The organism is Pantoea sp. EKM20T, from assembly GCF_011800485.1.
Lineage (GTDB): Bacteria > Pseudomonadota > Gammaproteobacteria > Enterobacterales > Enterobacteriaceae > Pantoea > Pantoea agglomerans.
The window spans coordinates 39,687-64,955 of the sequence record NZ_JAALFW010000006.1 but is presented as its reverse complement, the minus strand read 5'-3'; the positions used below and the strand labels follow the sequence as shown (position 1 = coordinate 64,955).

Annotated in this window: 25 protein-coding genes and 1 other RNA gene; 18 read left to right on the top strand and 8 right to left on the bottom strand. The window is 56.2% G+C overall.

Annotated features, from left to right (window positions below; genetic code table 11):
* Nucleotides 1-13: 13 nt before the first annotated feature.
* The 3 genes from mscS to HFD94_RS12385 all read left to right on the top strand — a co-directional run bounded on the left by mscS (nucleotide 14) and on the right by HFD94_RS12385 (nucleotide 2,509).
* Nucleotides 14-895, top strand: coding sequence for a small-conductance mechanosensitive channel MscS (gene mscS, locus HFD94_RS12395; RefSeq protein WP_010248833.1), 882 nt, complete (start codon nucleotides 14-16; stop codon nucleotides 893-895).
* 124 nt (nucleotides 896-1,019) lie between these two features.
* Nucleotides 1,020-1,643 carry an arginine exporter ArgO gene (gene argO / locus HFD94_RS12390; RefSeq protein WP_010671062.1) on the top strand — a complete coding sequence of 208 codons (624 nt, stop codon included), beginning with the start codon at nucleotides 1,020-1,022 and terminating at the stop codon, nucleotides 1,641-1,643.
* A 143-nt stretch (nucleotides 1,644-1,786) separates the two neighbouring features.
* Nucleotides 1,787-2,509 carry an oxidative stress defense protein gene (locus HFD94_RS12385; RefSeq protein ID WP_010248826.1) on the top strand — a complete coding sequence of 241 codons (723 nt, stop codon included), beginning with the start codon at nucleotides 1,787-1,789 and terminating at the stop codon, nucleotides 2,507-2,509.
* Nucleotides 2,510-2,765: 256 nt separating this feature from the next.
* Here HFD94_RS12385 and HFD94_RS12380 read toward each other — a convergent pair whose 3' ends face one another.
* Nucleotides 2,766-3,671, bottom strand: coding sequence for a LysR family transcriptional regulator ArgP (locus tag HFD94_RS12380; protein ID WP_010248822.1), 906 nt, complete (start codon nucleotides 3,669-3,671; stop codon nucleotides 2,766-2,768).
* A 182-nt stretch (nucleotides 3,672-3,853) separates the two neighbouring features.
* On the opposite strand from HFD94_RS12380, the gene rpiA reads away from it, so the two are divergent.
* Both rpiA and serA read left to right on the top strand, forming a co-directional pair.
* Complete coding sequence (gene rpiA / locus HFD94_RS12375; RefSeq protein WP_010248819.1) at nucleotides 3,854-4,513, top strand: ribose-5-phosphate isomerase RpiA; 660 nt, start codon at nucleotides 3,854-3,856, stop codon at nucleotides 4,511-4,513.
* Nucleotides 4,514-4,792: 279 nt separating this feature from the next.
* Nucleotides 4,793-6,031, top strand: coding sequence for a phosphoglycerate dehydrogenase (serA, locus tag HFD94_RS12370; RefSeq protein ID WP_010248817.1), 1,239 nt, complete (start codon nucleotides 4,793-4,795; stop codon nucleotides 6,029-6,031).
* Nucleotides 6,032-6,375: 344 nt separating this feature from the next.
* Here serA and HFD94_RS12365 read toward each other — a convergent pair whose 3' ends face one another.
* The 3 genes from HFD94_RS12365 to zapA all read right to left on the bottom strand — a co-directional run bounded on the left by HFD94_RS12365 (nucleotide 6,376) and on the right by zapA (nucleotide 7,613).
* A complete protein-coding gene (locus HFD94_RS12365) occupies nucleotides 6,376-6,969 on the bottom strand; it encodes a 5-formyltetrahydrofolate cyclo-ligase (RefSeq protein ID WP_010671060.1) in 594 nt (197 codons plus the stop codon).
* Nucleotides 6,970-7,061: 92 nt separating this feature from the next.
* Nucleotides 7,062-7,244: non-coding RNA, 6S RNA (gene ssrS / locus HFD94_RS12360), on the bottom strand.
* A 39-nt stretch (nucleotides 7,245-7,283) separates the two neighbouring features.
* A complete protein-coding gene (gene zapA, locus HFD94_RS12355) occupies nucleotides 7,284-7,613 on the bottom strand; it encodes a cell division protein ZapA (protein WP_008925677.1) in 330 nt (109 codons plus the stop codon).
* Between the two features lie 170 nt (nucleotides 7,614-7,783).
* On the opposite strand from zapA, the gene HFD94_RS12350 reads away from it, so the two are divergent.
* From HFD94_RS12350 to HFD94_RS12315, 8 genes are all read left to right on the top strand, one after another.
* Complete coding sequence (locus HFD94_RS12350; RefSeq protein WP_022623836.1) at nucleotides 7,784-8,362, top strand: YecA family protein; 579 nt, start codon at nucleotides 7,784-7,786, stop codon at nucleotides 8,360-8,362.
* A gap of 46 nt (nucleotides 8,363-8,408) precedes the next feature.
* Nucleotides 8,409-9,731, top strand: coding sequence for a Xaa-Pro aminopeptidase (pepP, locus tag HFD94_RS12345; protein ID WP_080694246.1), 1,323 nt, complete (start codon nucleotides 8,409-8,411; stop codon nucleotides 9,729-9,731).
* Nucleotides 9,728-10,906, top strand: a complete 1,179-nt coding sequence (gene ubiH, locus HFD94_RS12340) for a 2-octaprenyl-6-methoxyphenyl hydroxylase (RefSeq protein ID WP_167433176.1) — start codon at nucleotides 9,728-9,730, stop codon at nucleotides 10,904-10,906. The genes pepP and ubiH overlap by 4 nt, the downstream gene beginning before the upstream one ends.
* Before the next feature lie 13 nt (nucleotides 10,907-10,919).
* Nucleotides 10,920-12,122, top strand: coding sequence for an FAD-dependent 2-octaprenylphenol hydroxylase (ubiI, locus tag HFD94_RS12335; RefSeq protein ID WP_010671056.1), 1,203 nt, complete (start codon nucleotides 10,920-10,922; stop codon nucleotides 12,120-12,122).
* Nucleotides 12,123-12,554: 432 nt separating this feature from the next.
* A complete protein-coding gene (gcvT, locus tag HFD94_RS12330) occupies nucleotides 12,555-13,652 on the top strand; it encodes a glycine cleavage system aminomethyltransferase GcvT (protein ID WP_010248804.1) in 1,098 nt (365 codons plus the stop codon).
* A gap of 23 nt (nucleotides 13,653-13,675) precedes the next feature.
* Nucleotides 13,676-14,062 (top strand): glycine cleavage system protein GcvH, encoded by a 387-nt coding sequence (gcvH, locus tag HFD94_RS12325; protein WP_010248802.1) that lies wholly within the window; start codon nucleotides 13,676-13,678, stop codon nucleotides 14,060-14,062.
* An 80-nt stretch (nucleotides 14,063-14,142) separates the two neighbouring features.
* Nucleotides 14,143-17,016 (top strand): aminomethyl-transferring glycine dehydrogenase, encoded by a 2,874-nt coding sequence (gene gcvP / locus HFD94_RS12320; RefSeq protein WP_167433175.1) that lies wholly within the window; start codon nucleotides 14,143-14,145, stop codon nucleotides 17,014-17,016.
* A 66-nt stretch (nucleotides 17,017-17,082) separates the two neighbouring features.
* On the top strand, nucleotides 17,083-17,826 hold the full coding sequence (locus HFD94_RS12315; protein ID WP_061902050.1) for an SDR family oxidoreductase: 744 nt from the start codon (nucleotides 17,083-17,085) through the stop codon (nucleotides 17,824-17,826).
* A gap of 30 nt (nucleotides 17,827-17,856) precedes the next feature.
* Here HFD94_RS12315 and HFD94_RS12310 read toward each other — a convergent pair whose 3' ends face one another.
* Both HFD94_RS12310 and HFD94_RS12305 read right to left on the bottom strand, forming a co-directional pair.
* Nucleotides 17,857-19,296, bottom strand: coding sequence for a 6-phospho-beta-glucosidase (locus HFD94_RS12310; RefSeq protein WP_122889645.1), 1,440 nt, complete (start codon nucleotides 19,294-19,296; stop codon nucleotides 17,857-17,859).
* 115 nt (nucleotides 19,297-19,411) lie between these two features.
* On the bottom strand, nucleotides 19,412-20,131 hold the full coding sequence (locus HFD94_RS12305) for a MurR/RpiR family transcriptional regulator (RefSeq protein WP_122889646.1): 720 nt from the start codon (nucleotides 20,129-20,131) through the stop codon (nucleotides 19,412-19,414).
* Between the two features lie 169 nt (nucleotides 20,132-20,300).
* Between HFD94_RS12305 and HFD94_RS12300 the strand changes: the two genes are divergently transcribed.
* Nucleotides 20,301-20,966, top strand: a complete 666-nt coding sequence (locus tag HFD94_RS12300; RefSeq protein WP_167433174.1) for a hemolysin III family protein — start codon at nucleotides 20,301-20,303, stop codon at nucleotides 20,964-20,966.
* 58 nt (nucleotides 20,967-21,024) lie between these two features.
* Here HFD94_RS12300 and ygfZ read toward each other — a convergent pair whose 3' ends face one another.
* Entirely contained in the window at nucleotides 21,025-22,011 is a 987-nt protein-coding gene (ygfZ, locus tag HFD94_RS12295; protein ID WP_010248786.1) for a tRNA-modifying protein YgfZ, read from the bottom strand.
* 226 nt (nucleotides 22,012-22,237) lie between these two features.
* Here ygfZ and sdhE point away from each other — a divergent pair, with 226 nt between their 5' ends.
* Both sdhE and HFD94_RS12285 read left to right on the top strand, forming a co-directional pair.
* Entirely contained in the window at nucleotides 22,238-22,504 is a 267-nt protein-coding gene (gene sdhE / locus HFD94_RS12290; RefSeq protein ID WP_010248781.1) for an FAD assembly factor SdhE, read from the top strand.
* Nucleotides 22,479-22,889, top strand: coding sequence for a protein YgfX (locus HFD94_RS12285; protein WP_010671050.1), 411 nt, complete (start codon nucleotides 22,479-22,481; stop codon nucleotides 22,887-22,889). The genes sdhE and HFD94_RS12285 overlap by 26 nt, the downstream gene beginning before the upstream one ends.
* Nucleotides 22,890-23,017: 128 nt before the next feature.
* On the opposite strand, the gene fldB is transcribed toward HFD94_RS12285, so the two are convergent.
* Nucleotides 23,018-23,536, bottom strand: coding sequence for a flavodoxin FldB (gene fldB / locus HFD94_RS12280; protein WP_010248777.1), 519 nt, complete (start codon nucleotides 23,534-23,536; stop codon nucleotides 23,018-23,020).
* Between the two features lie 102 nt (nucleotides 23,537-23,638).
* Between fldB and xerD the strand changes: the two genes are divergently transcribed.
* Both xerD and dsbC read left to right on the top strand, forming a co-directional pair.
* A complete protein-coding gene (gene xerD / locus HFD94_RS12275) occupies nucleotides 23,639-24,532 on the top strand; it encodes a site-specific tyrosine recombinase XerD (protein ID WP_010248689.1) in 894 nt (297 codons plus the stop codon).
* Between the two features lie 21 nt (nucleotides 24,533-24,553).
* Nucleotides 24,554-25,267: a bifunctional protein-disulfide isomerase/oxidoreductase DsbC gene (dsbC, locus tag HFD94_RS12270; protein WP_010671049.1), complete on the top strand. Its 714-nt coding sequence runs from the start codon at nucleotides 24,554-24,556 to the stop codon at nucleotides 25,265-25,267.
* Nucleotides 25,268-25,269: the final 2 nt, after the last annotated feature.

The window sequence follows — 25,269 nt, the reverse complement described above, 5'->3', positions numbered from 1 at the left end:
ACAGGGCTTATTAATGGAAGAGTTACACGTCGTCGACGGCTTAAACAACGCAGGTAACTGGCTGGTTCGCAATCAGGCGCTGATCATCAGCTATGCCGTAAATATCGTTGCAGCTATTGCCATCATTATTATCGGGATGATTATCGCCCGTATCATTTCTAATGCCGTAAATCGCCTGCTGCGCGCCCGTCACATAGACGCTACCGTGGCGGACTTCCTCTCCGCATTGGTGCGCTATGGGGTTATCGCCTTCACCGTTATCGCAGCGCTGGGACGCATCGGTGTGCAGACCGCCTCGGTGATTGCCGTGCTGGGTGCTGCGGGTCTGGCCGTGGGTCTGGCGCTGCAGGGGTCACTCTCTAACCTTGCTGCAGGCGTTCTGCTGGTCACCTTCCGTCCGTTTCGCACCGGCGAGTTCGTCGATCTGGGCGGCGTTATGGGAACCGTGCTGCATGTGCAGATTTTCTCCACCACGCTGAGAACGGCAGACGGCAAAATCGTGGTGGTGCCAAACGGCAAGATCATCAGCGGGAACATCGTCAACTTCTCGCGTGAACCGGTTCGCCGTAATGAATTTATCATTGGCGTGGCTTACGAGGCGGATGTGGATGAAGTGATCGCCTTACTGCAACAGGTTGTTGAAGCGGATAGCCGCGTGCTGAAAGATAAAGGTATCCAGATCGGTCTTAACGAACTGGCAGCCTCCTCTATGAACTTTGTGGTGCGTTGCTGGAGCAACAGCGGCGACCTGCAGGACGTTTACTGGGATCTGCTGAAGAACTTTAAGCGAGCGCTGGATGGAAAAGGGATTGGTATTCCTTATCCGCAGATGGATGTGCATCTGCATCAGAAGCCGGCGCCTGAAGCAGAAGCAACCCAGGTTCAGCCACAGTAATCTTTCAGTGGGCGGCGTCTGTCGCCCATTCATTTTGCTAATCGCAGATTAATTCTTTCAATTTCCGCTAATCATCCTCTCTCTTTATACTTCTCCTCCTCTAACGATGTGAGGAAATAATCCTGTGTTATCTCTCTATTTTCAGGGGCTTGCCCTGGGCGCCGCGCTGATTCTGCCGCTGGGACCACAGAACGCTTTTGTGATGAATCAGGGCGTGAAGCGTCAGTATCATCTGATGACGGCGGCCCTCTGCTCGCTGAGTGATATTCTGCTGATCTGCGGTGGGATCTTTGGCGGCAGTGCCTTGCTGAGCCAGTCTCCACTGCTGCTGATGGTGATCACCTGGGCGGGCGTAGCCTTTCTGTTGTGGTATGGCTGGGGCGCACTGCGTAGCGCTTTTCGCGGCGACGCCGATCTGGCGGACGGTGAGCCATTAAAGCAGAGCAGGGGACGCATTATCGCGACGCTGCTGGCAGTGACCTGGCTCAATCCGCACGTCTATCTCGATACCTTTGTGGTGCTGGGCAGTCTTGGCGGTCAGTTGCCGACCACCACCGCGCGTCAGTGGTTTGCGCTGGGCACCATTAGTGCGTCGATCCTGTGGTTCTTTGGTCTGGCGCTGCTGGCCGCCTGGCTGTCACCACGCCTGCGCACCGCCAAAGCCCAGCGCATCATTAACCTGCTGGTAGGCGCGGTGATGTGGTTTATCGCCCTGCAACTGGCGCGCCAGGGCATTGCCGGATTTTGATCCCAACGTCGATCCGGTGCGGTTATTGCCGCGCGGAGGCCGAACTTTTGCCATAATGACCACTCAAAGCATGGCGCATACCGATGCGCTGTTGGGCTTCGCCGGTTGGAAGCCGTCATAGTACCTTTTCAAGGAGGACTTTCATGAAACTGAAAGCATTGGCTCTGGCCGCAATCATGAGCGCCGGGGCATTGCCTGGCGTACACGCTGATGAGTTACCGAACGGGCCACACGTGGTGACCTCAGGCAAGGCAACGGTCGATGCCCGTCCCGATATCGCCACGCTCTCTATCGTTGTGAACGTGTCGTCAAAAGATGCCGCAGATGCGAAAAAGCAGGCGGATAGCCGGGTTGCACAATATTTCGATTTTCTGCAAAAAAACGGCATTGAGAAGAAAGATATTGATGCGGCAAACCTGAGCACCCAGCCTGAGTACGATTACACCAAAGAGGGTAAATCCGTCCTGAAAGGCTACCGTGCGGTGCGTCAGGTGCAGGTAACCCTGCGTCAGCTGGACAAGCTGAATGATCTGCTGGACGGGGCGCTGAAGTCCGGTCTGAATGAGGTGCGTAGCGTCGAGTTAGGCGTGGCAAATCCGGAGAGTTACAAAGAGCAGGCGCGTAAAGCAGCGATTAAAAATGCGACTCAGCAGGCATCACAGCTGGCTGAAGGCTTTAACGCGAAGCTGGGATCGATCTACAGCATTCGTTATCAGGTCGCTAACTATCAGCCGATGCCGATGAACCGTATGTATAAAGCGGCTGCAGCGGCAGATACCTCGGCGCAGGAGACCTACGATCAGCAGAGCATTAACTTTGACGATCAGGTTGATGTGGTGTTTGAGATCAAGCCCAATACGCCATAGTGCAAAACGGGGCTGATGCCCCGTTAAGACTGCCGATGAATCTCAGGATCTGACCGCAATGAATAAATTCAAAGCGAAGGGAACATGGTCAGAGGAGGAAAGCGTCCCGCGCCATGGACGGCGCGGGCCGAGCGGCCAGGGATTGGCTTAAGCGCCTTTCCGATCTGACCTTGTTCCCTGAGCCAATCCATCCTTACAGCCGTTCGGGGCATAATTTGTCAGCAGTAAAAACGGGGCTTTCGCCCCGTTTTTGTTTTCAGGCTGCGACGTCATCCTGACGCAGCACCCGATGTCCATGCGCAATCAGCGCATCGGTCACCCGACGCATTAACCGGCTTTCCGGCGCAAAACGATGCCAGTAGAGCATCCGGCGCTGACACAAGCCTGGCGTCAGATCTATTAACTCACCGCTCGCCAGCTCACGCTCAATCTGCAGATGCGGGATCATACAGCAGGTTGAACCCTGTCGCGCCATCTGCACAAAGGCTTCAGAGGAGTTCACGATGTGGCAGGGCACACTGCCCGGTGAGAGATCAAAGTTCTGTTGCAGGAAGGCCTGATGCATATCATCAAGATGGTCAAACGCCACCGCAGGCGCTTTCAGCAGGGCAGAGCGGGTGACGCCGTTGGGGAAGAAGCGATCGGCAAAGTCGCGCGATGCCACAAACAGGTAGTCGAGCGCACCGAGCTGATCCACCAGGCAACTGGGCAGCGGCTGCGGCTGAATACTCACCGCACCCACCACTTCACCACGACGCAGACGCTCCTGGGTGCGGGTTTCATCTTCGACCTGCAGATTCAGGCGTACGGGTGAATCTGCCAGCACATCCTTCAGCGCAGGCAGCAGCCAGGTCGCCAGACTGTCGGCATTGACCGCCAGCGACAGCAGCAGCGGCGTGGTGCCACTGTTCTCATCGCCCAGCCACTCCTCTTCCAGCAGTTCCACCTGGTGCAGCAACGCCAGCAGTTTCTGACCCTGTTCGGTCGGACGTGGTGGCACCGTGCGCACCAGCAGCGGCTGACCAAACAGATTCTCCAGCTGCTTGATACGCTGTGAAACCGCTGACTGGGTGATACATAATTTTTGAGCGGCACGCTCAAATCCGCGTTCGCGGATCACTGAATCCAGCGCCTGAAGCGTTCGATAATCCGGGCGTTTCATTATTCTTCTCTCTCCTTCAGGATGGATGTCACTATGCCACAAAAGTATCACCTGTGATGGCTCTCTTGTTTTTTGTGGGCTGGCTTCCAAAGCGATAAATCCGCGTCGGTCAGCCGAGCATTTTCAGCAAGCCTTGTTTTATACTACGCGCACTTCGTTGTCGCACAGGTTTTAAACATACCATGACCCAGGATGAACTGAAAAAAGCCGTTGGCTGGGCTGCACTTGAGTACGTGCAGCCGGGCACCGTTGTTGGTGTGGGCACCGGATCCACCGCTGCCCACTTTATCGATGCGCTTGCCACGGTCAGGCATCAGATTGAAGGTGCCGTCTCCAGCTCGGATGCCTCAACCCAGAAGCTGAAGAGCCTGGGTATTCAGGTGTTCGACCTGAACGAGATTGACCTGCTGTCGGTGTACGTAGATGGCGCGGATGAGATCAACCCACAGATGCAGATGATCAAAGGCGGCGGCGCGGCGCTGACGCGCGAAAAGATCGTGGCCGCCGTGGCTGAAACCTTTATCTGTATCGCTGACGCTTCAAAAGAGGTCGATGTGCTGGGCCGTTTCCCGCTGCCGGTCGAGGTGATCCCGATGGCGCGCAGTTATGTGGCGCGTCAGTTGGTGAAAATGGGCGGCTTGCCTGAGTATCGTCAGAACGTGGTCACCGATAACGGCAACATTATTCTCGATGTGCATAATCTGCGCATTCTCGATCCCATTGAGCTGGAAAAAACCATCAACGCCTTGCCTGGCGTCGTTACCGTGGGCCTTTTTGCCGCGCGTGGTGCCGATATTGCACTGATTGGCGGGCCTGATGGCGTGAAAACCATCAAAAAATGATCTGTCCGGCGTCGATGCGGCGTCGGTTATTTCTGCCTGCAAATCATCTTTTCTCGCTGCGGTGAAATTTGGTGACTTATGTCACATAACCGTCATCGGCAGTGGGTTCGTTCTCTCTTCCAGTCCGACCTCCTTATTTTGTCCGGCAATGTGCTGCCGTCAGCCGCTGCCGTGCTGGCGGCCGGGCAATCGTTTGTATTGCCCGACGCGATTTTTTTGATATTTTGACAGAAGGCTGGCTTATGGTAGTCCTCATTGAATGCTGAATAGGATCGGGAAATGGCAAAGGTATCACTGGAAAAAGATAAGATTAAGTTCCTGCTGGTGGAAGGTGTCCATCAGAGCGCGCTGGAGAACCTGCGGGCTGCAGGCTATACCAACATCGAATTCCATAAGGGCGCACTGGACTCCGACGCGTTAAAAGCATCGATCCGTGATGCACACTTTATTGGTATCCGTTCCCGCTCCCAGCTCACTGAAGAGATTTTTGCGGCGGCTGAAAAGCTGGTCGCCGTTGGCTGTTTCTGTATCGGCACCAACCAGGTTGATCTGCAGGCGGCTGCCAGCCGGGGTATTCCCGTGTTCAATGCGCCGTTCTCAAATACCCGCTCGGTTGCGGAGCTGGTGATTGGTGAGATGCTGCTGATGCTGCGTGGCATCCCGGAAGCGAATGCGAAAGCACACCGTGGCATCTGGAATAAGATTGCCAAAGGCTCATTTGAAGCGCGTGGCAAAAAACTGGGTATTATCGGTTACGGCCACATCGGAATGCAGCTGGGCGTGCTGGCAGAAAGCCTGGGTATGCATGTTTTCTTCTACGACATTGAAAACAAGCTGCCGCTGGGTAATGCCACGCAGGTACGCCATCTGGCCGATCTCCTCAACATGAGCGATGTGGTCAGCCTGCACGTGCCGGAAACCGTCTCTACACAGGATATGATTGGTGCAGAGCAGCTGGCGCAGATGAAGCCTGGCGCGCTGCTGATTAACGCCTCACGCGGCACGGTGGTGGATATCCCGGCGCTGTGCGATGCGCTGGCCAGCAAGCATGTGGGTGGCGCAGCCATCGACGTCTTCCCGAGCGAGCCAGCTACCAACAGCGAGCCGTTTATCTCTCCACTGAGTGAGTTCGACAACGTGATCCTGACGCCGCACATTGGCGGCTCGACGGAAGAAGCGCAGGAGAACATCGGCATTGAAGTGGCGGGCAAGCTGGCGAAATACTCCGATAACGGCTCGACTCTTTCGGCTGTTAACTTCCCCGAAGTGTCACTGCCGATTCACGGTATCAGCGCCAGTCGTCTGCTGCACATCCATGAGAACCGCCCTGGCGTGCTGACGGCCATCAACCAGATTTTTGCCGAGCAGGGCATCAACATCGCCGCCCAGTATCTGCAAACCTCGCCGTTTATGGGCTATGTGGTGATCGACATTGATGCAGAGCCGGAAGTGGCTGAGAACGCGCTGCAACTGATGAAGGCGATTCCGGGTACCATTCGCGCCCGTCTGCTTTACTAAGCGCTACCAACCTGAACAGGCGCTTAGTCGCGTCTCTTCAGGTAGTTAATACAGGCTCTCCCGATTTGCTGTAAGACCGAGACTGCGAAGAGAACACGGTCAGATCGGAAAGATGCAAAAGCCGCCATCCATGGCATGCCCGGCCCGCGCGATTACGCACCTCATCCCTGAGGTGCGCCCGTAACCGGGCCAACGCGTTGCGTTGTTTAAAAACGCTCCCGGCGTTTTTATCCGGGCGGCGGGACGCTTTCCTCTTCTGACCATGTTCCCTGCGCGTTAAGCTATTTTATTGCTGCCAGATGCGCCCAGGTATGGGTTTTCACTTGTCTGCAAAAGCGACTCTTCTACTCCCACTGCCAGAGTTTTGATGGCGTCATTACCGCCGGCAACGGCACATCCCATTCTGCCACCGGCAGGCTATCGACCTGCTGACAATCGTGTGCCAGGCCCACCGGCAAAAAACCGTGCTGCCGCCAGTTCTGCAGGGTGCGATCATAAAAGCCGCCGCCCATCCCCAGACGCTGTCCATGCTGATCAAACGCCACCAGCGGCACCATCATCAGATCCAGTTGATCAAGGGTGATCACCTGCCGGATATCCAGCGGCGGTTCAGGAATGCGCAGCTTATTTTTGAGCAATGGGGTATCGGGCGAATAGCGCAGAAACAACAAATTACCGGGGGAGAAGGGGTGTAAAACCGGCAGACAGACCGTTTTCTTCAGATGCCAGAGGCGGGCAATCAGCGGACGGGTATTCAGTTCGCCATCCACCGACAGAAACAGGGCGATATTGCGCGCTTCAGTCACCGGGGCGTAGTTGAGCGCATGTTCAGCAAGCTGCTCAGCGGCCTGCGTTTGCTGCTCATCGGTAAGTGCCCGTCGCAGATGTCGCACATGCTGGCGAATCGCCTGACGCTGGGTCATTGAAGGTTCAGACATGGAAGGTTCAGACATGATTTCCCCGCCGGATAAGTCGCTGTTGAGCGACTATAACATGTCAGTCAGGGGAAAAAAGCAGGACTACAGGAAGAGAGATCTCCGAGATGCCGCCGTAGGCTGTAACCCTTGAACCCTTGGTTCAAGGTGAACATGCCGTCATAACCATCAGGCTTCTCGGACGAACCGAGCATGCACACAGGTTACGAGCGTCACATTCTGTTTTTTCGAAATATCGGCTCAGGGGACTGGCCCACATGCAAACATCTCAGAGAAAATTTACCTCACCGTTACTTAAGTATAGCAACCATGAAGTTTTATTCGAACTTCGCACCCTCACGCTCAGAGATGCGACCCTGCTCAACTAATGCCTGTTCAATCGTCTGCTGCAACATACGGATACGCTGTTCCATATTAGCAGCATAATCGCGCGTTTTCACTTTCTCTTGCGCCAGCTCGTGGCAGACGTTTAACGCGGCGATGAACACCAGTTGTTCTGTATTGGTGACTCTAGTGCGAACTTTTAGATCTTGCAACCGTTGATTGAGATCTTCAGCCGCGCTATTGAGCGCATCTTGCTGCTCTGGCGGACAATTTACTCTCAACGAACGACCAAAAATTTGTAAATCTACCGGTTGTGCAGACATGCCACCTTCCTGACTGATTACTTCGCTCGCAACTCCCTTAGCAGTCAATGGCTTGGGAGGCGGGCAACTATATAGACCCACGAAATAAGATACAACCCCTTTTCTGGAAACCTTGAGGCAGCTAGTGGTAGCATAACACGAACTTATTCTGCCAACGACGATGAAAACTTATGTCCTTACAGAACGCAACCCCCGATTACAACGCGCTCGCGGCGGTGCTCTCACAGCAGGGCGTTGGAATGACGCCCGCGGAAATGCATGGCCTGCTGAGCGGGATCCTCTGCGGTGGTAACCAGGACACCAGCTGGAAGACGCTGGTACACGATCTGGCTAACGAAGGCATGGCGTTTTCACACACTCTTGCCGTGCCGCTGGCGGAACTACACGAGCATACGGCGACTACGCTGGAAGATGAAGGCTTCCTGTTTCAGCTGCTGCTGCCTGCTGACGACGACATCACTGTATTTGACCGTGCCGACGCGCTGGCGGGCTGGGTTAACCATTTTCTGCTCGGCCTGGGCGTAACACAGCCTAAACTGGATAAAGTCACCGGCGAAACCGGCGAAGCAATCGATGATCTGCGCACTATCGCACAGCTCGGTTACGAAGAAGATGAAGACCAGGAGGAGCTGGAGCAGTCGCTGGAGGAGGTGATTGAGTACGTTCGTGTCGCCGCGCTGCTGTGCCACGATACGTTCACCCGCCCGCAGCCAACCGCGCCAGAAGTGCAAAAACCGACGCTACACTAATTTCAGGTCAACGAGTTTAACCGGTCAGTTTACAGGGAGTGCAGAGATGATTTCACTGGAACGATTCCTGCAGCGTCGTCAGGCGCTGCTGGCGAAGATGGTGCCTGGCAGCGCAGCGTTAATCTTTGCTGCGCCAGAAGTGATGCGCAGTAATGACACCGAATATCCGTTCCGCCAGAGCAGCGACTTCTGGTATTTCACCGGTTTTAACGAGCCGCAGGCGTTGCTGGTGCTGATCAAAAGCGATGAGAATCATAACCACAGCGTGTTGTTTAATCGCGTGCGCGATCCTGCGGCGGAAACCTGGTCTGGCCGTCGTCTGGGTCAGGAGGCCGCACCCGACAAACTGGGCGTCGATCGCGCTTTACCCTGGAATGATATTGGTGACCAGCTGCACCTGCTGCTGAATGGCCTGGATGTGGTTTACCATGCGCAGGGCGAATATGCCCACGCGGACACACTGGTGTTCAGCGCGCTGGATAAGCTGCGTCGCGGCTTCCGCCAGCATCTCAGTGCGCCCGATACCCTCACTGACTGGCGTCCCTGGGTGCATGAGATGCGCCTGTTTAAAGATGCGGATGAGATTGAACTGTTACGTCGCGCCGGGAAAATCAGTGCACTGGCGCATACCCGCGCCATGCAAGCCTGTCGGCCAGGCCTGTTCGAGTATCAGCTCGAAGGGGAAATTCAGCACGAATTTAACCGTCACGGTGCGCGTTTTCCCTCCTATAACACCATTGTGGGTGCCGGAGTTAACGGCTGCATTCTGCACTACACCGAAAACGAAAGCGAAATGCGCGACGGCGATCTGGTGCTGATCGATGCAGGCTGTGAGTTCCACGGCTATGCAGGCGATATCACCCGCACCTTCCCGGTTAACGGCAAATTCAGCCCGGCGCAGCGCGCGATTTATGACATTGTGCTGGCTTGCCTCAACCGCTCGCTTGAACTGTTCCGGCCGGGCATCAGCATTCGTGAAGTGAATGATGAAGTGGTGCGTATCATGGTCACCGGGCTGGTGGAGCTGGGCATCCTGGAGGGCGACGTCGATACATTGATCGCCGAGGAAGTCCATCGTCAGTTCTATATGCATGGCCTGGGCCACTGGCTGGGGCTGGATGTGCATGATGTCGGCCACTACGGCACCCCGAGCCGCGACCGCGTACTGGAGCCTGGCATGGTGTTAACCGTCGAGCCGGGTCTTTATATCGCACCGGATGCCGACGTGCCCGCGCAGTATCGCGGCATTGGTATCCGAATCGAAGATGACATTGTGATCACTGAAGATGGCATTGAAAATCTCACCGACAGCGTCGTAAAAGAGGCGGATGAGATTGAAGCACTGATGGCGGCGGCAAAACAGGCATGACGATTCTGATTGCCGGTGGCGGCATGACCGGGGCGACGCTGGCGCTGGCGATCTCCCATCTGACCCAGGGCACTCTGCCGGTAACGCTGATTGAAAGCAGCGAGCCCGGCAGCCGGGCGCATCCCGGTTTCGACGGCCGCGCTATTGCGCTTTCTGCCGGTACCTGCCAGCAGCTTGCGGACATCAATCTGTGGCAGCACATCGCCCGTTGTGCCACGCCGATTACCGACATTCATGTCTCCGATCGCGGTCACGCCGGTTTTGTGTCGCTGGCGGCGGCTGACTACGCTATTCCGGCGCTGGGACAGGTTGTCGAGCTGTTTGACGTCGGTCAGCGTCTGTTTGCTGAGCTGAAAAAAGCACCCGGCGTAACGCTGCGCTGTCCGGCTCGTGTTACCCAGGCTAACCGCCGTGAGCAGCAGGTTGAGGTGACGCTGGACAGTGGCGAACAACTCAGCGGCAAACTGCTGGTGGCGGCGGATGGCACGCGCTCTGCGCTGGCGGCTTCGTGCGGCATTCAGTGGCAAAGAGACGACTATGAACAGCTTGCCGTGATTGCCAATGTTTCCACCGCGCTGCCCCATCAGGGCCGGGCATTTGAACGTTTTACCGAACATGGCCCGCTGGCGCTGTTGCCGATGTCCGGCAATCGCCTGTCGCTGGTCTGGTGTCATCCGGTTTCACAGCGTGAACGCATTGAGCAGTGGAGCGAGGCTGAATTCCTCCGCCAGCTGCAGCGTGCCTTTGGCTGGCGGCTGGGTAAATTCACCCATACCGGTCAGCGTGAGTATTACCCGCTGGCGCTGCACCGGGCGATGTCGCCGGTGACGCATCGCGTGGCGGTGGTGGGCAATGCGGCGCAGACGCTGCATCCGATTGCCGGGCAGGGCTTCAACCTGGGCCTGCGCGATGTGATGTCGCTGGCTGAAACGCTGGCAGCCGCCCATCGACAACAGCAGGACCCCGGCAGCTATGCGGTGCTGCATCATTACCAGCAGCGTCGTCAGCCCGACCGCGCTGCCACCATCGGTATCACCGACGGACTGGTTCGCGTCTTTGCGAATCGCTATGGCCCGCTGGTGGCAGGACGTAACCTGGGCCTGCTGGCGATGGATCATCTGCCGTGGTTAAGAAATCAACTGGCTGAGCGCACGCTTGGCTGGGTTAAGCGTTAATAAAGAGGCTCAGATGCAAACTTTTGATGTGGTGATTGCCGGTGGCGGTATGGTGGGACTGGCGGTGGCCTGCGGCTTGCAGGGCAGCGGACTGCGCATCGCCGTACTGGAAAAATCACCGGAGCCACCGCTGGCGCTGAGTGCGTCACCGTCAGTTCGCGTGTCGGCAATCAATGCCGCCAGCGAACGGCTGCTGCAGAAGCTGGATGTCTGGTCGACCATTCTCTCGCTGCGCGCCAGCGCTTATCACGGTATGGAAGTGTGGGATAAGGACAGTTTCGGCTCCATCGCCTTTGATGATGAGCAGCAGGGCCTGTCGCATCTGGGCCATATCATTGAAAACCCGGTGATCCACAATGCGCTCTGGCAACGTGCCAGCGCCTGCAGCGACGTGACGATAATGGCACCTTCGCAGTTACAGCAGGTCGCGTTTGGTGACAACGAAGCCTTTGTTACTCTGCAGGATGGCAGCATGTTAAGTGCGCGATTAATGATTGCCGCTGACGGCGCTAACTCCTGGCTACGCAACAAAGCCGATATCCCGCTGACCTTCTGGGATTACGATCACCATGCGTTAGTGGCAAACGTCCGCACTGAGAAGCCGCACGACGCAGTAGCGCGCCAGGTGTTCCACGGCGACGGCATTCTGGCTTTCCTGCCGATGCAGGATCCGCATCTCAGTTCCATCGTCTGGTCGCTCTCGCCGCAGGAAGCGAGCCGTCTGGAAACCATGCCGGAAGCGCTGTTCAATCAGCAGCTCTCGGTGGCGTTTGATATGCGGCTCGGCCTGTGCCAGCTGGAAAGCGAGCGCAAATCGTTTCCGCTGGTGGCGCGCTATGCCCGCAACTTCGCGGCACACCGTCTGGCGCTGGTGGGCGATGCGGCTCACACCATTCATCCGCTGGCGGGTCAGGGCGTTAACCTTGGGTTTATGGATGCCGCCGAGCTGATCGGTGAGATTCGCCGTCTGCATCAGCAGGGCAAAGATATTGGTCAGCACCTCTATCTGCGACGCTATGAGCGCAGCCGTAAGCACAGCGCCGCAATGATGCTGGCGGGAATGCAGGGCTTCCGTGAGATGTTCGCAGGCAATAACCCGGCGAAAAAATTGCTGCGCGACGTGGGTCTGAAACTGGCTGACCGTCTGCCGGGTGTCAAACCCATGATGCTGAAGCAGGCGATGGGGCTAAATGATCTGCCCGCCTGGCTACGCTAAATCCGCCCTTCTGATAAGCCAGCTTCTGCTGGCTTTTTTTATGCCTGACACCGCTCTGCACCACAAAAAGGCAACGCTGCACCAGCACAGGTCTTCGTTTGATTTATTCTAATTTTGCGGGCTAATTCGCATTACTTTTTCTCATTCTTCTGCCCGCTGGTCGCGGGATTTTTTTAACATCCTGAACGCCATCCCGCATAAATTTGCTGCGTATATTTAAAATCCCTGCATTTATTGCGCGATTAATCACAAAATTGCAGTTTTATATCCTGTTAGCAGCCGTTCCTGGTTAGGCTGTGCCTCTGCTTTCGACCCCGGTTTGCTTATGGTTAATCGTCAGATTCGGTGGTAACGTCAGCCCTAAGAGAACGTTTGCGTCGGCACTGAATTCCGGCGCACTTTTGCACTCACTCGCTTCTGCACAGGATGGTTATGACTCAGCAAACACCTCTGTTTGAACAGCATCAGGCCTGCGGTGCCCGCATGGTGGATTTTCATGGCTGGATGATGCCGCTGCACTATGGCTCCCAGATGGATGAACATCATGTAGTGCGCACCGACGCCGGTATGTTTGATGTCTCTCACATGACCATCGTCGACCTGACAGGCCCGCGTACCCGTGAATTCCTGCGCTACCTGCTGGCAAATGATGTGGCAAAACTGACCCAGCCAGGCAAAGCGCTCTACACCGGGATGCTGAATGCCTCGGGTGGCGTCATTGACGATTTGATTGTTTACTTTATGAGCGAAGAGTTCTTCCGCCTGGTGGTGAACTCTGCCACCCGTGAAAACGATCTCGCCTGGATCACGCAACACGCGCAGGGCTATGGCATTACGCTGACGGAACGCGACGACCTGGCGCTGATTGCCGTGCAGGGTCCGCAGGCGCAGCAGAAGGCACAGACGCTGTTCAGCGAGGAGCAGCGTCAGGCTGTTGCCGGCATGAAGCCATTTTTCGGCGTGCAGTCAGGTGACCTGTTTATCGCCACCACCGGCTATACCGGCGAAGCGGGATATGAGATTGCTATGCCCGCAGAGGAGGCGGCCGATTTCTGGCAGCGTCTGCTGGCTGCTGGCGTTAAACCTGCCGGACTGGGTGCACGTGACACGCTGCGTCTGGAAGCGGGTATGAATCTGTATGGTCAGGAGATGGATGAAGGCGTTTCACCGCTGGCTGCCAACATGGGCTGGACGGTCTGCTGGGAACCTGCTGACCGCGATTTCATCGGCCGGGAAGCGCTGGAACTGCAGCGTGAACGCGGTACCGAAAAGCTGGTAGGACTCATCCTCACAGAAAAAGGGGTGCTGCGTAACGGCTTGCCGGTGCGTTTCACCGATGACCAGGGGCAGCCGCAGGAGGGGATCATCACCAGTGGCTCTTTCTCTCCGACGCTGGGTTGCAGCATCGCCCTGGCGCGCGTACCGGCCTCAGTCGGCAGCACCGCCATCGTTGAGATCCGTAACCGCCAGATGCCGGTCCAGGTTACCCGTCCCGTTTTTGTCCGCGCCGGTAAACCGGTCGCTCAGTAAATTTTATTCAGGAGAAATGGCCAATGAGCAATGTGCCGAATACGTTGAAGTACCGCGACAGCCACGAGTGGGTGCGCAAAGAAGAAGATGGCAGCTACACCGTGGGTATCACTGAACACGCGCAGGAGCTACTGGGCGACATGGTGTTTGTCGATCTGCCGGAAGTGGGCGCGACGTTTGCCGCCGGTGAAGAGTGCGCGGTCGCGGAATCCGTTAAAGCGGCTTCAGATATCTATGCGCCGATCAGCGGTGAGATTGTGGCGGTCAACGAAGCACTGACTGACTCACCGGAGCAGGTCAACAGCGAGCCTTATGAAGGCGGCTGGTTATTCAAAATCAAAGCCAGTGACGCGTCTGAAATCGACACGCTGCTGGATGCGGATGCTTACAAAGCCTCCATCGACGAGTAGTCGTCAGGCGGCCTCACACAGAGGCCGCAGATTTATGTTTGCTCTCCGGTTCCCCCAGCCCGATTCAGGATTTACTGCTAATGACTCAGACTCTCAGCCAGCTTGAACACAACGGTGCATTCATTGAGCGCCATATCGGTCCTTCACCTGAGCAGCAGGCGCAGATGCTTGACGCTATTGGTGCCCGTTCGCTGGAAGCGTTAATCAGCACGATTGTGCCGGCAGACATTCAGCTGCCAGGCCCGCCAGCGGTTGGCGAAGCCGCCACTGAACAGCAGGCTCTGGCCGAACTGAAAGCGATTGCCAGCCAGAATCTGCGTTACAAATCCTGGATCGGTATGGGATACAGCGCGGTGATCACCCCGCCGGTCATCCTGCGTAATATGCTGGAGAATCCGGGCTGGTACACCGCCTATACTCCGTATCAGCCCGAGGTCTCCCAGGGCCGTCTGGAAGCGCTGCTAAACTTCCAGCAGCTGACGCTGGATCTTACCGGCATGGATATCGCGTCCGCCTCACTGCTGGACGAAGCAACCGCTGCCGCTGAAGCGATGGCGATGGCAAAACGCGTCAGTAAGCTCAAAAATGCCAATAAATTCTTCATTGCCGATGATATCCATCCGCAGACGCTGGATGTGGTCCGCACCCGTGCGGAGACGTTCGGTTTCGAACTGATTATTGATAGCGCGGACAAAGCACCCGATCATGACGACCTGTTTGGTGTGCTGCTGCAACAGGTGGGCACCACCGGCGAAGCGCACGATTACAGCGCGCTGATTGCCGGACTGAAAGCCCGCAAAGTGGTGGTCAGCGTGGCGGCGGACTTTATGTCGCTGGTGTTACTGGAAGCGCCAGGCAAACAGGGTGCAGACATTGTCTTTGGTTCAGCTCAGCGCTTCGGCGTGCCAATGGGCTACGGCGGCCCTCACGCGGCCTTTTTCGCCAGCCGCGACGAACATAAACGCTCTATGCCAGGCCGTATCATTGGTGTTTCACGTGATGCAGCGGGCAACACGGCGCTGCGTATGGCGATGCAGACCCGTGAACAACATATCCGTCGTGAAAAGGCCAACTCCAACATCTGTACGTCGCAGGTGCTGCTGGCAAACATCGCCGGTCTCTATGCGGTGTTCCACGGCCCGGCGGGCCTGAAGCGCATTGCCTCACGCATTCATCGCTTCACCAACATTCTGGCGGCAGGACTGCAACAGGGCGGCCTGAAGCTGCGCCATCAGCACTGGTTCGATACGCTGACGGTGGAAGTGGCAGATAAAGCCGCCGTGCTGAATCGCGCCCTGAGCTTTGGCGTTAACCTGCGTAGCGACATCCATAACGCCGTGGGCATCACGCTGGATGAAACCACCTGCCGCGAAGATATTCTGGCGCTGTTCGCCATTCTGCTGGGTGATGAACACGGTCAGGACCTGGAAAAGCTCGACAGCGAAGTGGCCAGCGAAAGCCACGCGATTCCTGCTGGCCTGCAACGCCACAGCGAGATCCTGACCCATCCGGTGTTCAACCGTCATCACAGCGAAACCGAGATGATGCGCTACATGCACAGCCTGGAGAAAAAGGATCTGGCGCTGAATCAGGCGATGATCCCGCTGGGCTCCTGCACCATGAAGCTCAATGCCGCGGCAGAGATGATCCCGATCACCTGGCCGGAATTTGCGGAGCTGCATCCATTCTGCCCGGCTGAACAGGCTACCGGCTATCTGCAGATGATCGGCCAGCTTTCACAGTGGCTGGTGCAGCTCACCGGCTATGATGCACTCTGTATGCAGCCAAACTCCGGCGCGCAGGGTGAATATGCCGGACTGCTGGCGATTCGCCGCTATCACGAAAGCCGTGGCGAGGGCGATCGTCATCTCTGCCTGATCCCGAGCTCGGCGCACGGGACTAACCCGGCCTCAGCCCAGATGGCGGGCATGGACGTGGTGGTGGTGGCCTGCGATAAACAGGGCAACATCGACCTTGGCGATCTGCGTGAGAAAGCGGCTCAGGCGGGCGACAGGCTCTCCTGCATCATGGTGACTTACCCGTCAACTCATGGCGTTTATGAAGAGACCATCCGCGAAGTGTGCCAGATCGTGCATCAGTATGGCGGTCAGGTCTATCTGGATGGCGCGAACATGAATGCGCAGGTCGGCATCACCACGCCTGGCTATATCGGCGCGGATGTCTCGCACCTGAATCTGCATAAAACCTTCTGCATTCCGCACGGCGGCGGCGGCCCGGGTATGGGACCGATTGGCGTCAAAGCGCACCTGGCCCCGTTTGTGCCGGGACACAGCGTGGTGCAGATCGATGGTGTACTGACGCAGCAGGGCGCCGTATCCGCAGCGCCGTTTGGCAGTGCATCCATTCTGCCAATCAGCTGGATGTACATTCGCATGATGGGCGCAGAAGGGCTGAAACAGGCCAGCTCGGTCGCGATTCTGAATGCCAACTACATTGCCCGCCGCCTGCAGTCTGCCTATCCGGTGCTCTACACCGGCAGTGATGGTCGCGTGGCGCATGAATGTATTCTCGACATCCGTCCGCTGAAAGAGCAGACCGGCATCAGTGAGCTGGATATTGCTAAGCGCCTGATCGATTATGGATTCCACGCACCAACGATGTCCTTCCCGGTGGCGGGCACCCTGATGGTGGAGCCGACCGAATCGGAAAGCAAAATCGAACTGGATCGCTTTATCGACGCGATGCTGGCGATCCGCATGGAGATTGATCGGGTGACGTCAGGTGAATGGCCGCTGGATGACAATCCACTGGTTAATGCGCCGCATACTCAGCTGGAAATCGTCAGTGAGTGGTCACATCCTTACAGCCGTGAACTGGCAGTCTTCCCGGCGGGCAGCCACAACAAATACTGGCCGACGGTAAAACGTCTGGATGATGTGTTTGGCGACCGTAATCTCTTCTGCTCCTGCGTGCCGATGAGCGACTATCAGTAATTTCCCCGCAGGCAAACGTTAACCAAGAAGGGCCGATTCGTCGGCCCTTTGTACTGGAGAATCAGCATGAAACTGGCACTGGTTACGGGGGGCAGCCGCGGTATCGGGCGGGCCACAGCGCTGTTACTGGCCGCCCGGGGTTATCGGGTTGCGGTGAACTACCGTCAGCGCGAAGCGGAAGCTCAACAGGTGGTGGCGCAGATCCGGCAGCAGGGCGGTGAAGCCTTTGCTGTTCAGGCAGATATCAGTGATGAAGCCCAGGTGATGGCGATGTTTGCGCAGCTCGACCAGCAGTCCGAACCGCTGGCGTTGCTGGTGAACAACGCCGGGATTTTGTTTCAGCAGTGTCGCACCGAGCAGCTGGATGCGGCACGCCTGCATAAGGTCTTTGCCACCAACGTGATTGGGTCTTTTCTCTGCTGTCGTGAGGCGGTTAAGCGGATGGGCACGCATCACGGCGGCCAGGGCGGCTCCATTGTCAACGTCTCATCAGCAGCGTCGCGTACCGGTGCGCCTGGCGAATATGTCGATTACGCCGCTTCAAAAGGGGCGATGGACACGCTGACCAGAGGATTGTCGCTGGAAGTGGCGCAGCAGGGGATTCGGGTCAACGGCGTACGTCCGGGATTTATCTATACAGAGATGCATGCCGATGGCGGAGAGCCAGGCAGAGTGGACAGGCTTGCCAGCGTGATCCCGATGGGACGCGGCGGTGAAGCAGAAGAGGTGGCGGAAGCGATCGTCTGGCTGGCCAGCGACGCGGCCTCTTACGTCACCGGCAGCATCATTGACGCTGCCGGTGGGCGTTAACTCACTTCGCCGCTGATGCGGCGTGATGACTTACAGGTTTTCGCCGTTACTGGCGATAACCTGCTGATACCAGCTGAAACTCTTTTTCTTCCCACGAGAAAAATCGCCGCTGCCATCATCGTTTTTATTCACATGAATAAAGCCGTAACGTTTGTCGTACTGGCCGGTGGTAAACGAGACGCAATCGAGGCAGCCCCACGGCGTATAGCCCATTAATTCAACACCATCGTACGCCACAGCTTTCTTCATCTCTTCGATATGCGCACGCAGATAGTCGATGCGGTAATCATCTTCAATTACGCCATTGGCGTTTGGCTTATCGATAGCACCAAAGCCGTTTTCAACAATAAACAGCGGCTTCTGGTAACGCTCATACAGCTCGTTCATGGCGTAGCGCAGACCAACCGGATCGATCTGCCAGCCCCAGTCGGACGCTTTCACATGCGGGTTTTTCACCACACCTTCAAAGCCGGTGATCGGATCGTCAACGCCGCTGGCATCGGTTTTCACCGCGTTGCTCATGTAGTAGCTGAAACCGACATAGTCTGCACAGCCCTGGCGCAGCGTCTCGGCATCATCCGCTTCCATCTGAATGTCGTAACCCTTGCGCGCCCACTCTTTCAGGGTGTAGGCCGGATAGTAGCCGCGCATCTGCACGTCACTGAACACATAGCGCTGATGCATCGATTCCTGCGCCAGCACCACATCGTCCGGGTGGCAGGAGAAGGGATAGACCGGCACCATGGCGATCATGCAGCCAATCTGAAATTCAGGATTGATGTCGTGGCCGAGTTTCACCACTTTTGCACTGGCAACAAACTGGTGGTGCATCACCTGATACATCGCCTGTTCAGGTTTCTCATGTTCGGTAAAGATCACGCCTGAACAGCAGTAACCAAACAGCGGATACTGCCAGTTACGCTGGTTGTTGATCTCATTGAAGGTCATCCAGTATTTCACTTTGCTTTTATAACGGTTCAGCACCACTTCGCTGAAGCGCACAAAGAAGTCGACCACTTTGCGGTTGTGCCAGCCGCCATACTCTTTGACCAGGTGATAAGGCATTTCGAAGTGCGAAAGGGTGATGACCGGTTCAATGCCATACTTCAGCAGTTCATCAAACAGGTCGTCATAGAATTGCAGGCCTGCTTCGTTGGGCTGTTGCTCGTCACCGTTAGGGAAGATACGGGTCCAGGCAATCGAGGTGCGGAAACATTTGAAGCCCATCTCGGCAAACAGCGCGACATCCTGTTTGTAGTGGGAGTAAAACTCCACACCCTTGTGGTTCGGGTAGAAATGACCCGGCTGCACGCCGTCGGTGATCACCCGGTCAACGCCGTGTGAACCGCCGGTCATCACGTCAGCAATGCTGACGCCTTTGCCGCCCTGATCCCAGCCGCCTTCAACCTGATGCGCTGCCACCGCTCCGCCCCAAAGAAAGCCTTTTGGTAACTGCAATTCTGCACTCATGCTTCACCCCATTACGGATATTGAAATTGAGCTGAGTGTAGCAAGGCAATAATGAAAGTCACGATATAACAGCGCGGCAATAATTGCGTTTGTTACATCCAAAAAACAGGCTGTTTTATTTCCCCAGCTGGCGGCCGATTGCTTCAATAATATAGGTCACTGGCACCTGAGTCGTAATGTCGGAATTGTCCGCCATACGGATGATGGGCACATGGTAGCAGAGGTTGAAATCACCGATCTTCGCCAGTGAGCAGCTCTCCGTGTTGGTTATCGCAATGATTTTACACTTATTCAGGCTGAACTGGCTGGCAATGCGCAGGATCTCTTCCGTTTCACCGGAGACCGATAAAATAATGGCAATGGCGTTTTCATAGAGATCGGGACTAACCGGATAATAGGGATCGTCAATCGCGTGGCTGAATTTACCGAGGTTAGAGAAAAAGCGTGCGCCATATTTTGCCAGGCTGCCGGAGGTGCCGACGCCAATAAAGAAGACCCGCTCAGCCTGATTAATCTTCTGCGCGGCCTCAGCGATGAGCTGTTCAAACTCCGGATTATTGATGCTCTTAAAAAAGCTCAGCATTTCACTGACGCCCGCCGTGTTGAGCATTGGCGCACTCTGCTGTTCGTTTAAACGCAGGCGGATGCGGAATTCCGACCAGCCTTCACAGCCCATCTTGCGACAGAAACGCAGCACGGTGGTGGTGGAGACACCAGCCTGCTCAGCCAGCTCGCGGATCGTCATGTAGCTGACGCCTTCGCGGTGCTTAATGATGAACTGATAGACCTGCATTTCCAGATCGTTAAGGTGGGCGAGATCGCTATGCGAAAACATGAATGACTCATTGAACAGTTGACTGGCGGCCAGTTTACCAGATTCATCACCCGGTTTAAGGGATAGTGAATTTCACCAGGATAATTTTAGCGTACAAGTGTACACTGAAAAAATTGTTGGCTACGCTGGATAACGATATCACTGCTATGGAGCTGATCAGGAATCTGTTATGACCCCCACACTCTCTCACAAACATCAACACGCTGCGGGCTATTCGTTTGTCGAGGAAATTGCCAACAGTATCAGTCACGGTCTTGGCTGCCTGTTCGGCATCGTCGGACTGATACTGATGCTCAATCAGGCAACGGAGAGGCAGGCCGACACCCTCACTTTTATCAGTTACAGCCTCTATAGTGGCAGCATGATCCTGCTGTTTCTGGCCTCGACGCTCTATCACGCTATTCCGGCTGGCCCGGCCAGACCCTGGCTGAAAAAGTTCGATCATTGCGCCATCTATCTGCTGATTGCCGGCACCTATACGCCGTTTCTGCTGGTCGCGCTGAGGACGCCGCTGGCGTATGGATTAATGGCGGTGATCTGGGGGCTGGCGCTGGCCGGTATCCTGTTCAAGCTCACGATTGCGCATCGCTTTAAAGCGCTGTCGCTGGTGACCTATCTCTGTATGGGGTGGCTGTCGCTGATTGTGGTTTATCAGCTGGCGATGATCCTGCCGCCGGGCTGCATCTGGCTGCTTGCCGCAGGCGGGATTATCTATTCGCTGGGGGTGATTTTCTATGTGGCGCGCCGCATTCCATTTAACCACGCCATCTGGCATCTGTTCGTGCTGGGTGGGAGTCTCTGCCACTTCTGCGCTATCTACTTTTATGTGCGCTGAATTGAGCCTCTGAATTGCGGTACTGGCCCTTCCCTTAGCGGAAGGGCCATACGCTCAATCAGCTTTCATCCAGCGAGTAGGGCAGTGGCTGAATGGTCAGATGTCCGCCTTCATCGCCTTCCACCCGCAGCACGCTGTCCGGCTCCAGATCGTTATTCATCACGACCTGAATCCAGCTAATCCCGTCATCTAACTGCACCGCAGCCAGCACGCTGCCGGTTCGACGCCAGCGTTCACCCATCTGCAACTCCAGCGGGGCATTGGCTTCGGGCAGATGACTTGCCTGACCCGCCAGCCAGTAGAGCGCGCGTTTATTGGCGCCGCGATATTTCGCCCGTGCCACCATCTCCTGACCTGCATAGCACCCTTTTTTAAAACTGATAGCATCCAGCGCCTGCAGGTTGGTGGCCTGCGGAATAAACTGCACGCTGGTGGCGGGATCAATCACCGGAATGCCCGCTTCAATATCCAGCGCCAGCCACTGCTGACTGTCATTAAACTGTGCATCGTCATTGAGCTTCTGCTTCAGCGCTTCTGCCTGGGCCAGCGAAGTGACAATCAGAAAACGTTCGGCCGGATGGGCAAACCACAGCAGCGTGGTTTCTCCCTGCTGCACCACCGGTTTTTCGCTGTCGGGCAGGCTATCAAACAGATTTGCCAGCGCGGCGCGCGCCTGAAAACCGGCCACGCCCAGCAATACTGACTCATCATCAGCCACCATCGACACTTTCGAAAACACGGCGTATTTCTTTAACTCGGGCAGCTGGGTGTCGCGCAGCTCACGACGGATCAGATAAGCATAGCCTTCACCGCGATGGAACAGGCGCATATTGCTCCACATTTTGCCTTTAGCATCGCAGTGTGCGGCGAGCGAATGGTGGTCGGCATCCAGCGCGGCGACATCCAGCGTTAACTGACCCTGCAGGTAAGAGGTGCTGTCGGCACCAGTAATGGAAACCAGCGCCCAGCTATCCAGTGACATCAGGGTTAACGGCAGACGAGACGACGCGGCAGGCTGGCGCGGCGGTAAAGTAAATGTGGGCATGGAGATATCCTGTATAAGAAGGTTCATCCGGAATAATATCTTCAATGTTAAAAGAGCCGACTGGCAATGCAACCTGTTTACGGAAAACGGCGCACAAAAGGCGTGATAACCCTGAAAAGATCCAGCCTGAAATGTGGCAGGTTGCACAGCATGCGACGCTGCGCCTGCGAGCCGCATTAAACCAGGTTACACTAGGCGCCACGTTGTGAATTGTGGAAATTGATGCATGGATATTAATGATAAATCACGCATTCAGTGGGCCTGCCGTCGCGGCATGCTGGAACTGGATGTGGCTATTATGCCGTTCTTCAAATTTGAGTATGAGACGCTGAGCGACACCGATAAGCAGGTCTTTGTGGATTTGCTAAAGAGTGACGATCCCGATCTGTTTAACTGGCTGATGAATCACGGTGAGCCAAAGGATCCGGAGCTTAAGCGGATGGTGAACCTGATCCAGCAGCGTAACCATGCTCGCGGCCCGGTGGCAATGTAAGCTGCGGCCCTCTCGTCTGGCGTGCGGGTTAGTCTGCGCCTGGCTGATAGCAGCCGTGACTGGCGTGGTGCTGATGACGCTGCCTGCAGGCGGCTGGCTGGTTAAAGCGCCGATTATTCTGCTGTTGCTGGCTGAGGGCTGGCGCAGCGTTTGGCGATTGATTCAACGGCACGGTACGTTACAGCGGGAAAGCGTCCATTGCTGGATCTGGCAGGGAAAACGCTGGCGGCCAACTCAGCCACTACGCTGGTTACCCGTTGGCGTGCTGCTGGTGGCGAAGAGCGAACAGGGTGCCACGCTGCGCTGGTGGCTGATGCAGGACAATATGCAGCCTGGCGAATGGCGGGCGTTACGCGCCTGCTGCTTCAGCCCGGCGCGGCATTAATGGCAGCAGTGCAGGCAAGAGCGTCTGAAGCCGTTCATCTGCCTGCACTGCGGTTCAATAATGACAGGCAAGAGCGGTTAAAGCCGCTCACCTGTTCAGGCTACGGTTCGACACCGGCAGAAGGGCCGTCAGAGCAGTCCGGCGGTTTCGGTTAACACCTGCTCGCACCACTGCTCAACGCGCTCATCGGTGACCTCAAACTGATTCACATCATCAAGCGCCAGACCCACAAACTGCGAGCCATCGGCACTCAGCGGTTTCGGGCTGGTGAACTCATAGCCTTCAAGCGGCCAGTAGCCAACAAAACGTACCCCCATCGGCTGCAGCAAATCGTGCAGCATGCCGAGCGCATCTAAAAACCACTCGCCATAGCCAATCTGATCGCCCATGCCATACAGTGCGACAATCTTGTTTTGCAGATTCAGCGCGGGCAACTGCGGCCAGATCGCCTCCCAGTCCTCCTGCAACTCACCGAAATCCCAGGTCGGGATGCCCATGATCAGCAAGTCGTACTGCTCCATCAGGCGTGGGTCGTCATCTTTCACGTTATGCAGCGTCACTAACTCTTCGCCAATAAAATCGCGAATTTTCTCCGCTACGATTTCGGTGTAACAGGTACTGGAACCGTAAAAAAGACCGATTTTCATGCAGATAACACTCTGTAAATACTGACTTTGGCGCAATTGTACCAGAAGCGCTGCTGAATCAGGCATAATGAGCATGATTTTACACCAGACGGCGGAGATAACGTGCAGGACAGCGATCTGACAGAACAGTTTCTTGATGCGCTCTGGATTGAACGCAATCTGGCGCAGAACACTCTCTCCTCTTATCGCCAGGACCTCCAGACGCTGACCGGATGGCTGGCGCATCATCAGCTGACGCTGCTTAGCGTGGCGCCGCTGGATCTGCAGCAGTTTCTGGCTGAACGGCTGGAGGGAGGCTACAAGGCGACCAGCTCAGCGCGGCTGCTCAGCGCCATGCGTCGCCTGTTCCAGTATCTTTACCGCGAAAAGCTGCGCCCGGACGATCCCAGCGCGCTGTTGTCAGCACCAAAACTGCCGCAGCGTTTACCGAAAGATCTCAGTGAGGCGCAGGTCGAGCGACTGTTGCAGGCGCCGAATATCGATATCCCGCTGGAGCTGCGCGACAAAGCGATGCTGGAGCTTCTCTACGCCACGGGCCTGCGCGTCTCCGAACTGATTGGCCTGACGCTCAGCGACATCAGCCTGCGCCAGGGCGTTGTCCGGGTTATCGGTAAAGGGGATAAAGAGCGGCTGGTGCCTTTAGGTGAAGAAGCGGTTTACTGGCTGGAGCAATATATGGAACATGGTCGTCCGTGGCTGCTCAACGGTCAGACGCTGGACGTGATGTTTCCCAGTAATCGGGCGCAGCAGATGACGCGCCAGACCTTCTGGCATCGCATCAAGCATTACGCCACGCTGGCGGGGATCGACAGCGAAAAGTTATCACCGCATGTGATGCGCCATGCCTTTGCGACCCATCTGCTGAACCACGGTGCCGATCTGCGTGTCGTACAGATGCTGCTGGGACACAGCGATCTCTCCACCACCCAAATTTATACGCACGTCGCCACTGAGCGCCTGCGTCAGTTGCATCAACAACACCATCCGCGGGCCTGAACCGCGGCGATAAGGACAAAAATGAACAAGCATTTTGCCATGCTGGCTCTTTTAGCCAGCGCCTTTTCCGGTCTCGCACAGGCCGATGACAGCGCCATTCAGCAATCACTTAAAAAGCTCGGTCTGAACCAGACAGAAATTAGCCCGTCACCGCTGCCGGGTTTTAAAACCGTGCTGTCAGAAAGCGGCGTGCTCTACGTGACCGACGACGGCAAACATATGATCCAGGGCCCGCTCTATGACGTCAGCGGCAAACAGCCGGTCAACGTCACTAACCAGCTGCTGGACAAAAAAGTCGAGGCGCTGGTGCCGGAGATGATCGTCTACAAAGCGCCTAAAGAGCAGCACGTGATCACGGTCTTTACCGACATCACCTGTGGCTACTGTCACAAGCTGCACGAGCAGATGGCGGACTACAATGCGCTGGGCATCACCGTGCGCTATCTGGCGTTTCCGCGTGAAGGGCTGAATGGTCAGATTGAACCGGCGATGAAAGCGATCTGGTGCAGCGCTGACCGCAATAAAGCGTTTGATGAGGCGATGAAAGGCAATGCGCCGAAGATGGCCGCACCAGACAGCTGCAAAATCGATATCGCCCAGCACTATAAACTTGGCGTGCTGTTCGGCATTCAGGGCACGCCCGCGATGCTGACTGACAGCGGCATGATGATCCCAGGTTATCAGTCGCCGCAGGAGCTGAAGCAGGTGCTGGACAATCAGAAGCGTGGTGGTTAATC

Coding starts and splice junctions, on each gene's coding strand:
- mscS (WP_010248833.1), top strand. CDS start 14: ATGGAAGAGTTACACGTCGTCGACGGCTTAAACAACGCAGGTAACTGG.
- HFD94_RS12385 (WP_010248826.1), top strand. CDS start 1,787: ATGAAACTGAAAGCATTGGCTCTGGCCGCAATCATGAGCGCCGGGGCA.
- HFD94_RS12380 (WP_010248822.1), bottom strand. CDS start 3,671: ATGAAACGCCCGGATTATCGAACGCTTCAGGCGCTGGATTCAGTGATC.
- rpiA (WP_010248819.1), top strand. CDS start 3,854: ATGACCCAGGATGAACTGAAAAAAGCCGTTGGCTGGGCTGCACTTGAG.
- serA (WP_010248817.1), top strand. CDS start 4,793: ATGGCAAAGGTATCACTGGAAAAAGATAAGATTAAGTTCCTGCTGGTG.
- HFD94_RS12365 (WP_010671060.1), bottom strand. CDS start 6,969: ATGTCTGAACCTTCAATGACCCAGCGTCAGGCGATTCGCCAGCATGTG.
- zapA (WP_008925677.1), bottom strand. CDS start 7,613: ATGTCTGCACAACCGGTAGATTTACAAATTTTTGGTCGTTCGTTGAGA.
- HFD94_RS12350 (WP_022623836.1), top strand. CDS start 7,784: ATGTCCTTACAGAACGCAACCCCCGATTACAACGCGCTCGCGGCGGTG.
- pepP (WP_080694246.1), top strand. CDS start 8,409: ATGATTTCACTGGAACGATTCCTGCAGCGTCGTCAGGCGCTGCTGGCG.
- ubiH (WP_167433176.1), top strand. CDS start 9,728: ATGACGATTCTGATTGCCGGTGGCGGCATGACCGGGGCGACGCTGGCG.
- ubiI (WP_010671056.1), top strand. CDS start 10,920: ATGCAAACTTTTGATGTGGTGATTGCCGGTGGCGGTATGGTGGGACTG.
- gcvT (WP_010248804.1), top strand. CDS start 12,555: ATGACTCAGCAAACACCTCTGTTTGAACAGCATCAGGCCTGCGGTGCC.
- gcvH (WP_010248802.1), top strand. CDS start 13,676: ATGAGCAATGTGCCGAATACGTTGAAGTACCGCGACAGCCACGAGTGG.
- gcvP (WP_167433175.1), top strand. CDS start 14,143: ATGACTCAGACTCTCAGCCAGCTTGAACACAACGGTGCATTCATTGAG.
- HFD94_RS12315 (WP_061902050.1), top strand. CDS start 17,083: ATGAAACTGGCACTGGTTACGGGGGGCAGCCGCGGTATCGGGCGGGCC.
- HFD94_RS12310 (WP_122889645.1), bottom strand. CDS start 19,296: ATGAGTGCAGAATTGCAGTTACCAAAAGGCTTTCTTTGGGGCGGAGCG.
- HFD94_RS12305 (WP_122889646.1), bottom strand. CDS start 20,131: ATGTTTTCGCATAGCGATCTCGCCCACCTTAACGATCTGGAAATGCAG.
- HFD94_RS12300 (WP_167433174.1), top strand. CDS start 20,301: ATGACCCCCACACTCTCTCACAAACATCAACACGCTGCGGGCTATTCG.
- ygfZ (WP_010248786.1), bottom strand. CDS start 22,011: ATGCCCACATTTACTTTACCGCCGCGCCAGCCTGCCGCGTCGTCTCGT.
- sdhE (WP_010248781.1), top strand. CDS start 22,238: ATGGATATTAATGATAAATCACGCATTCAGTGGGCCTGCCGTCGCGGC.
- HFD94_RS12285 (WP_010671050.1), top strand. CDS start 22,479: ATGCTCGCGGCCCGGTGGCAATGTAAGCTGCGGCCCTCTCGTCTGGCG.
- fldB (WP_010248777.1), bottom strand. CDS start 23,536: ATGAAAATCGGTCTTTTTTACGGTTCCAGTACCTGTTACACCGAAATC.
- dsbC (WP_010671049.1), top strand. CDS start 24,554: ATGAACAAGCATTTTGCCATGCTGGCTCTTTTAGCCAGCGCCTTTTCC.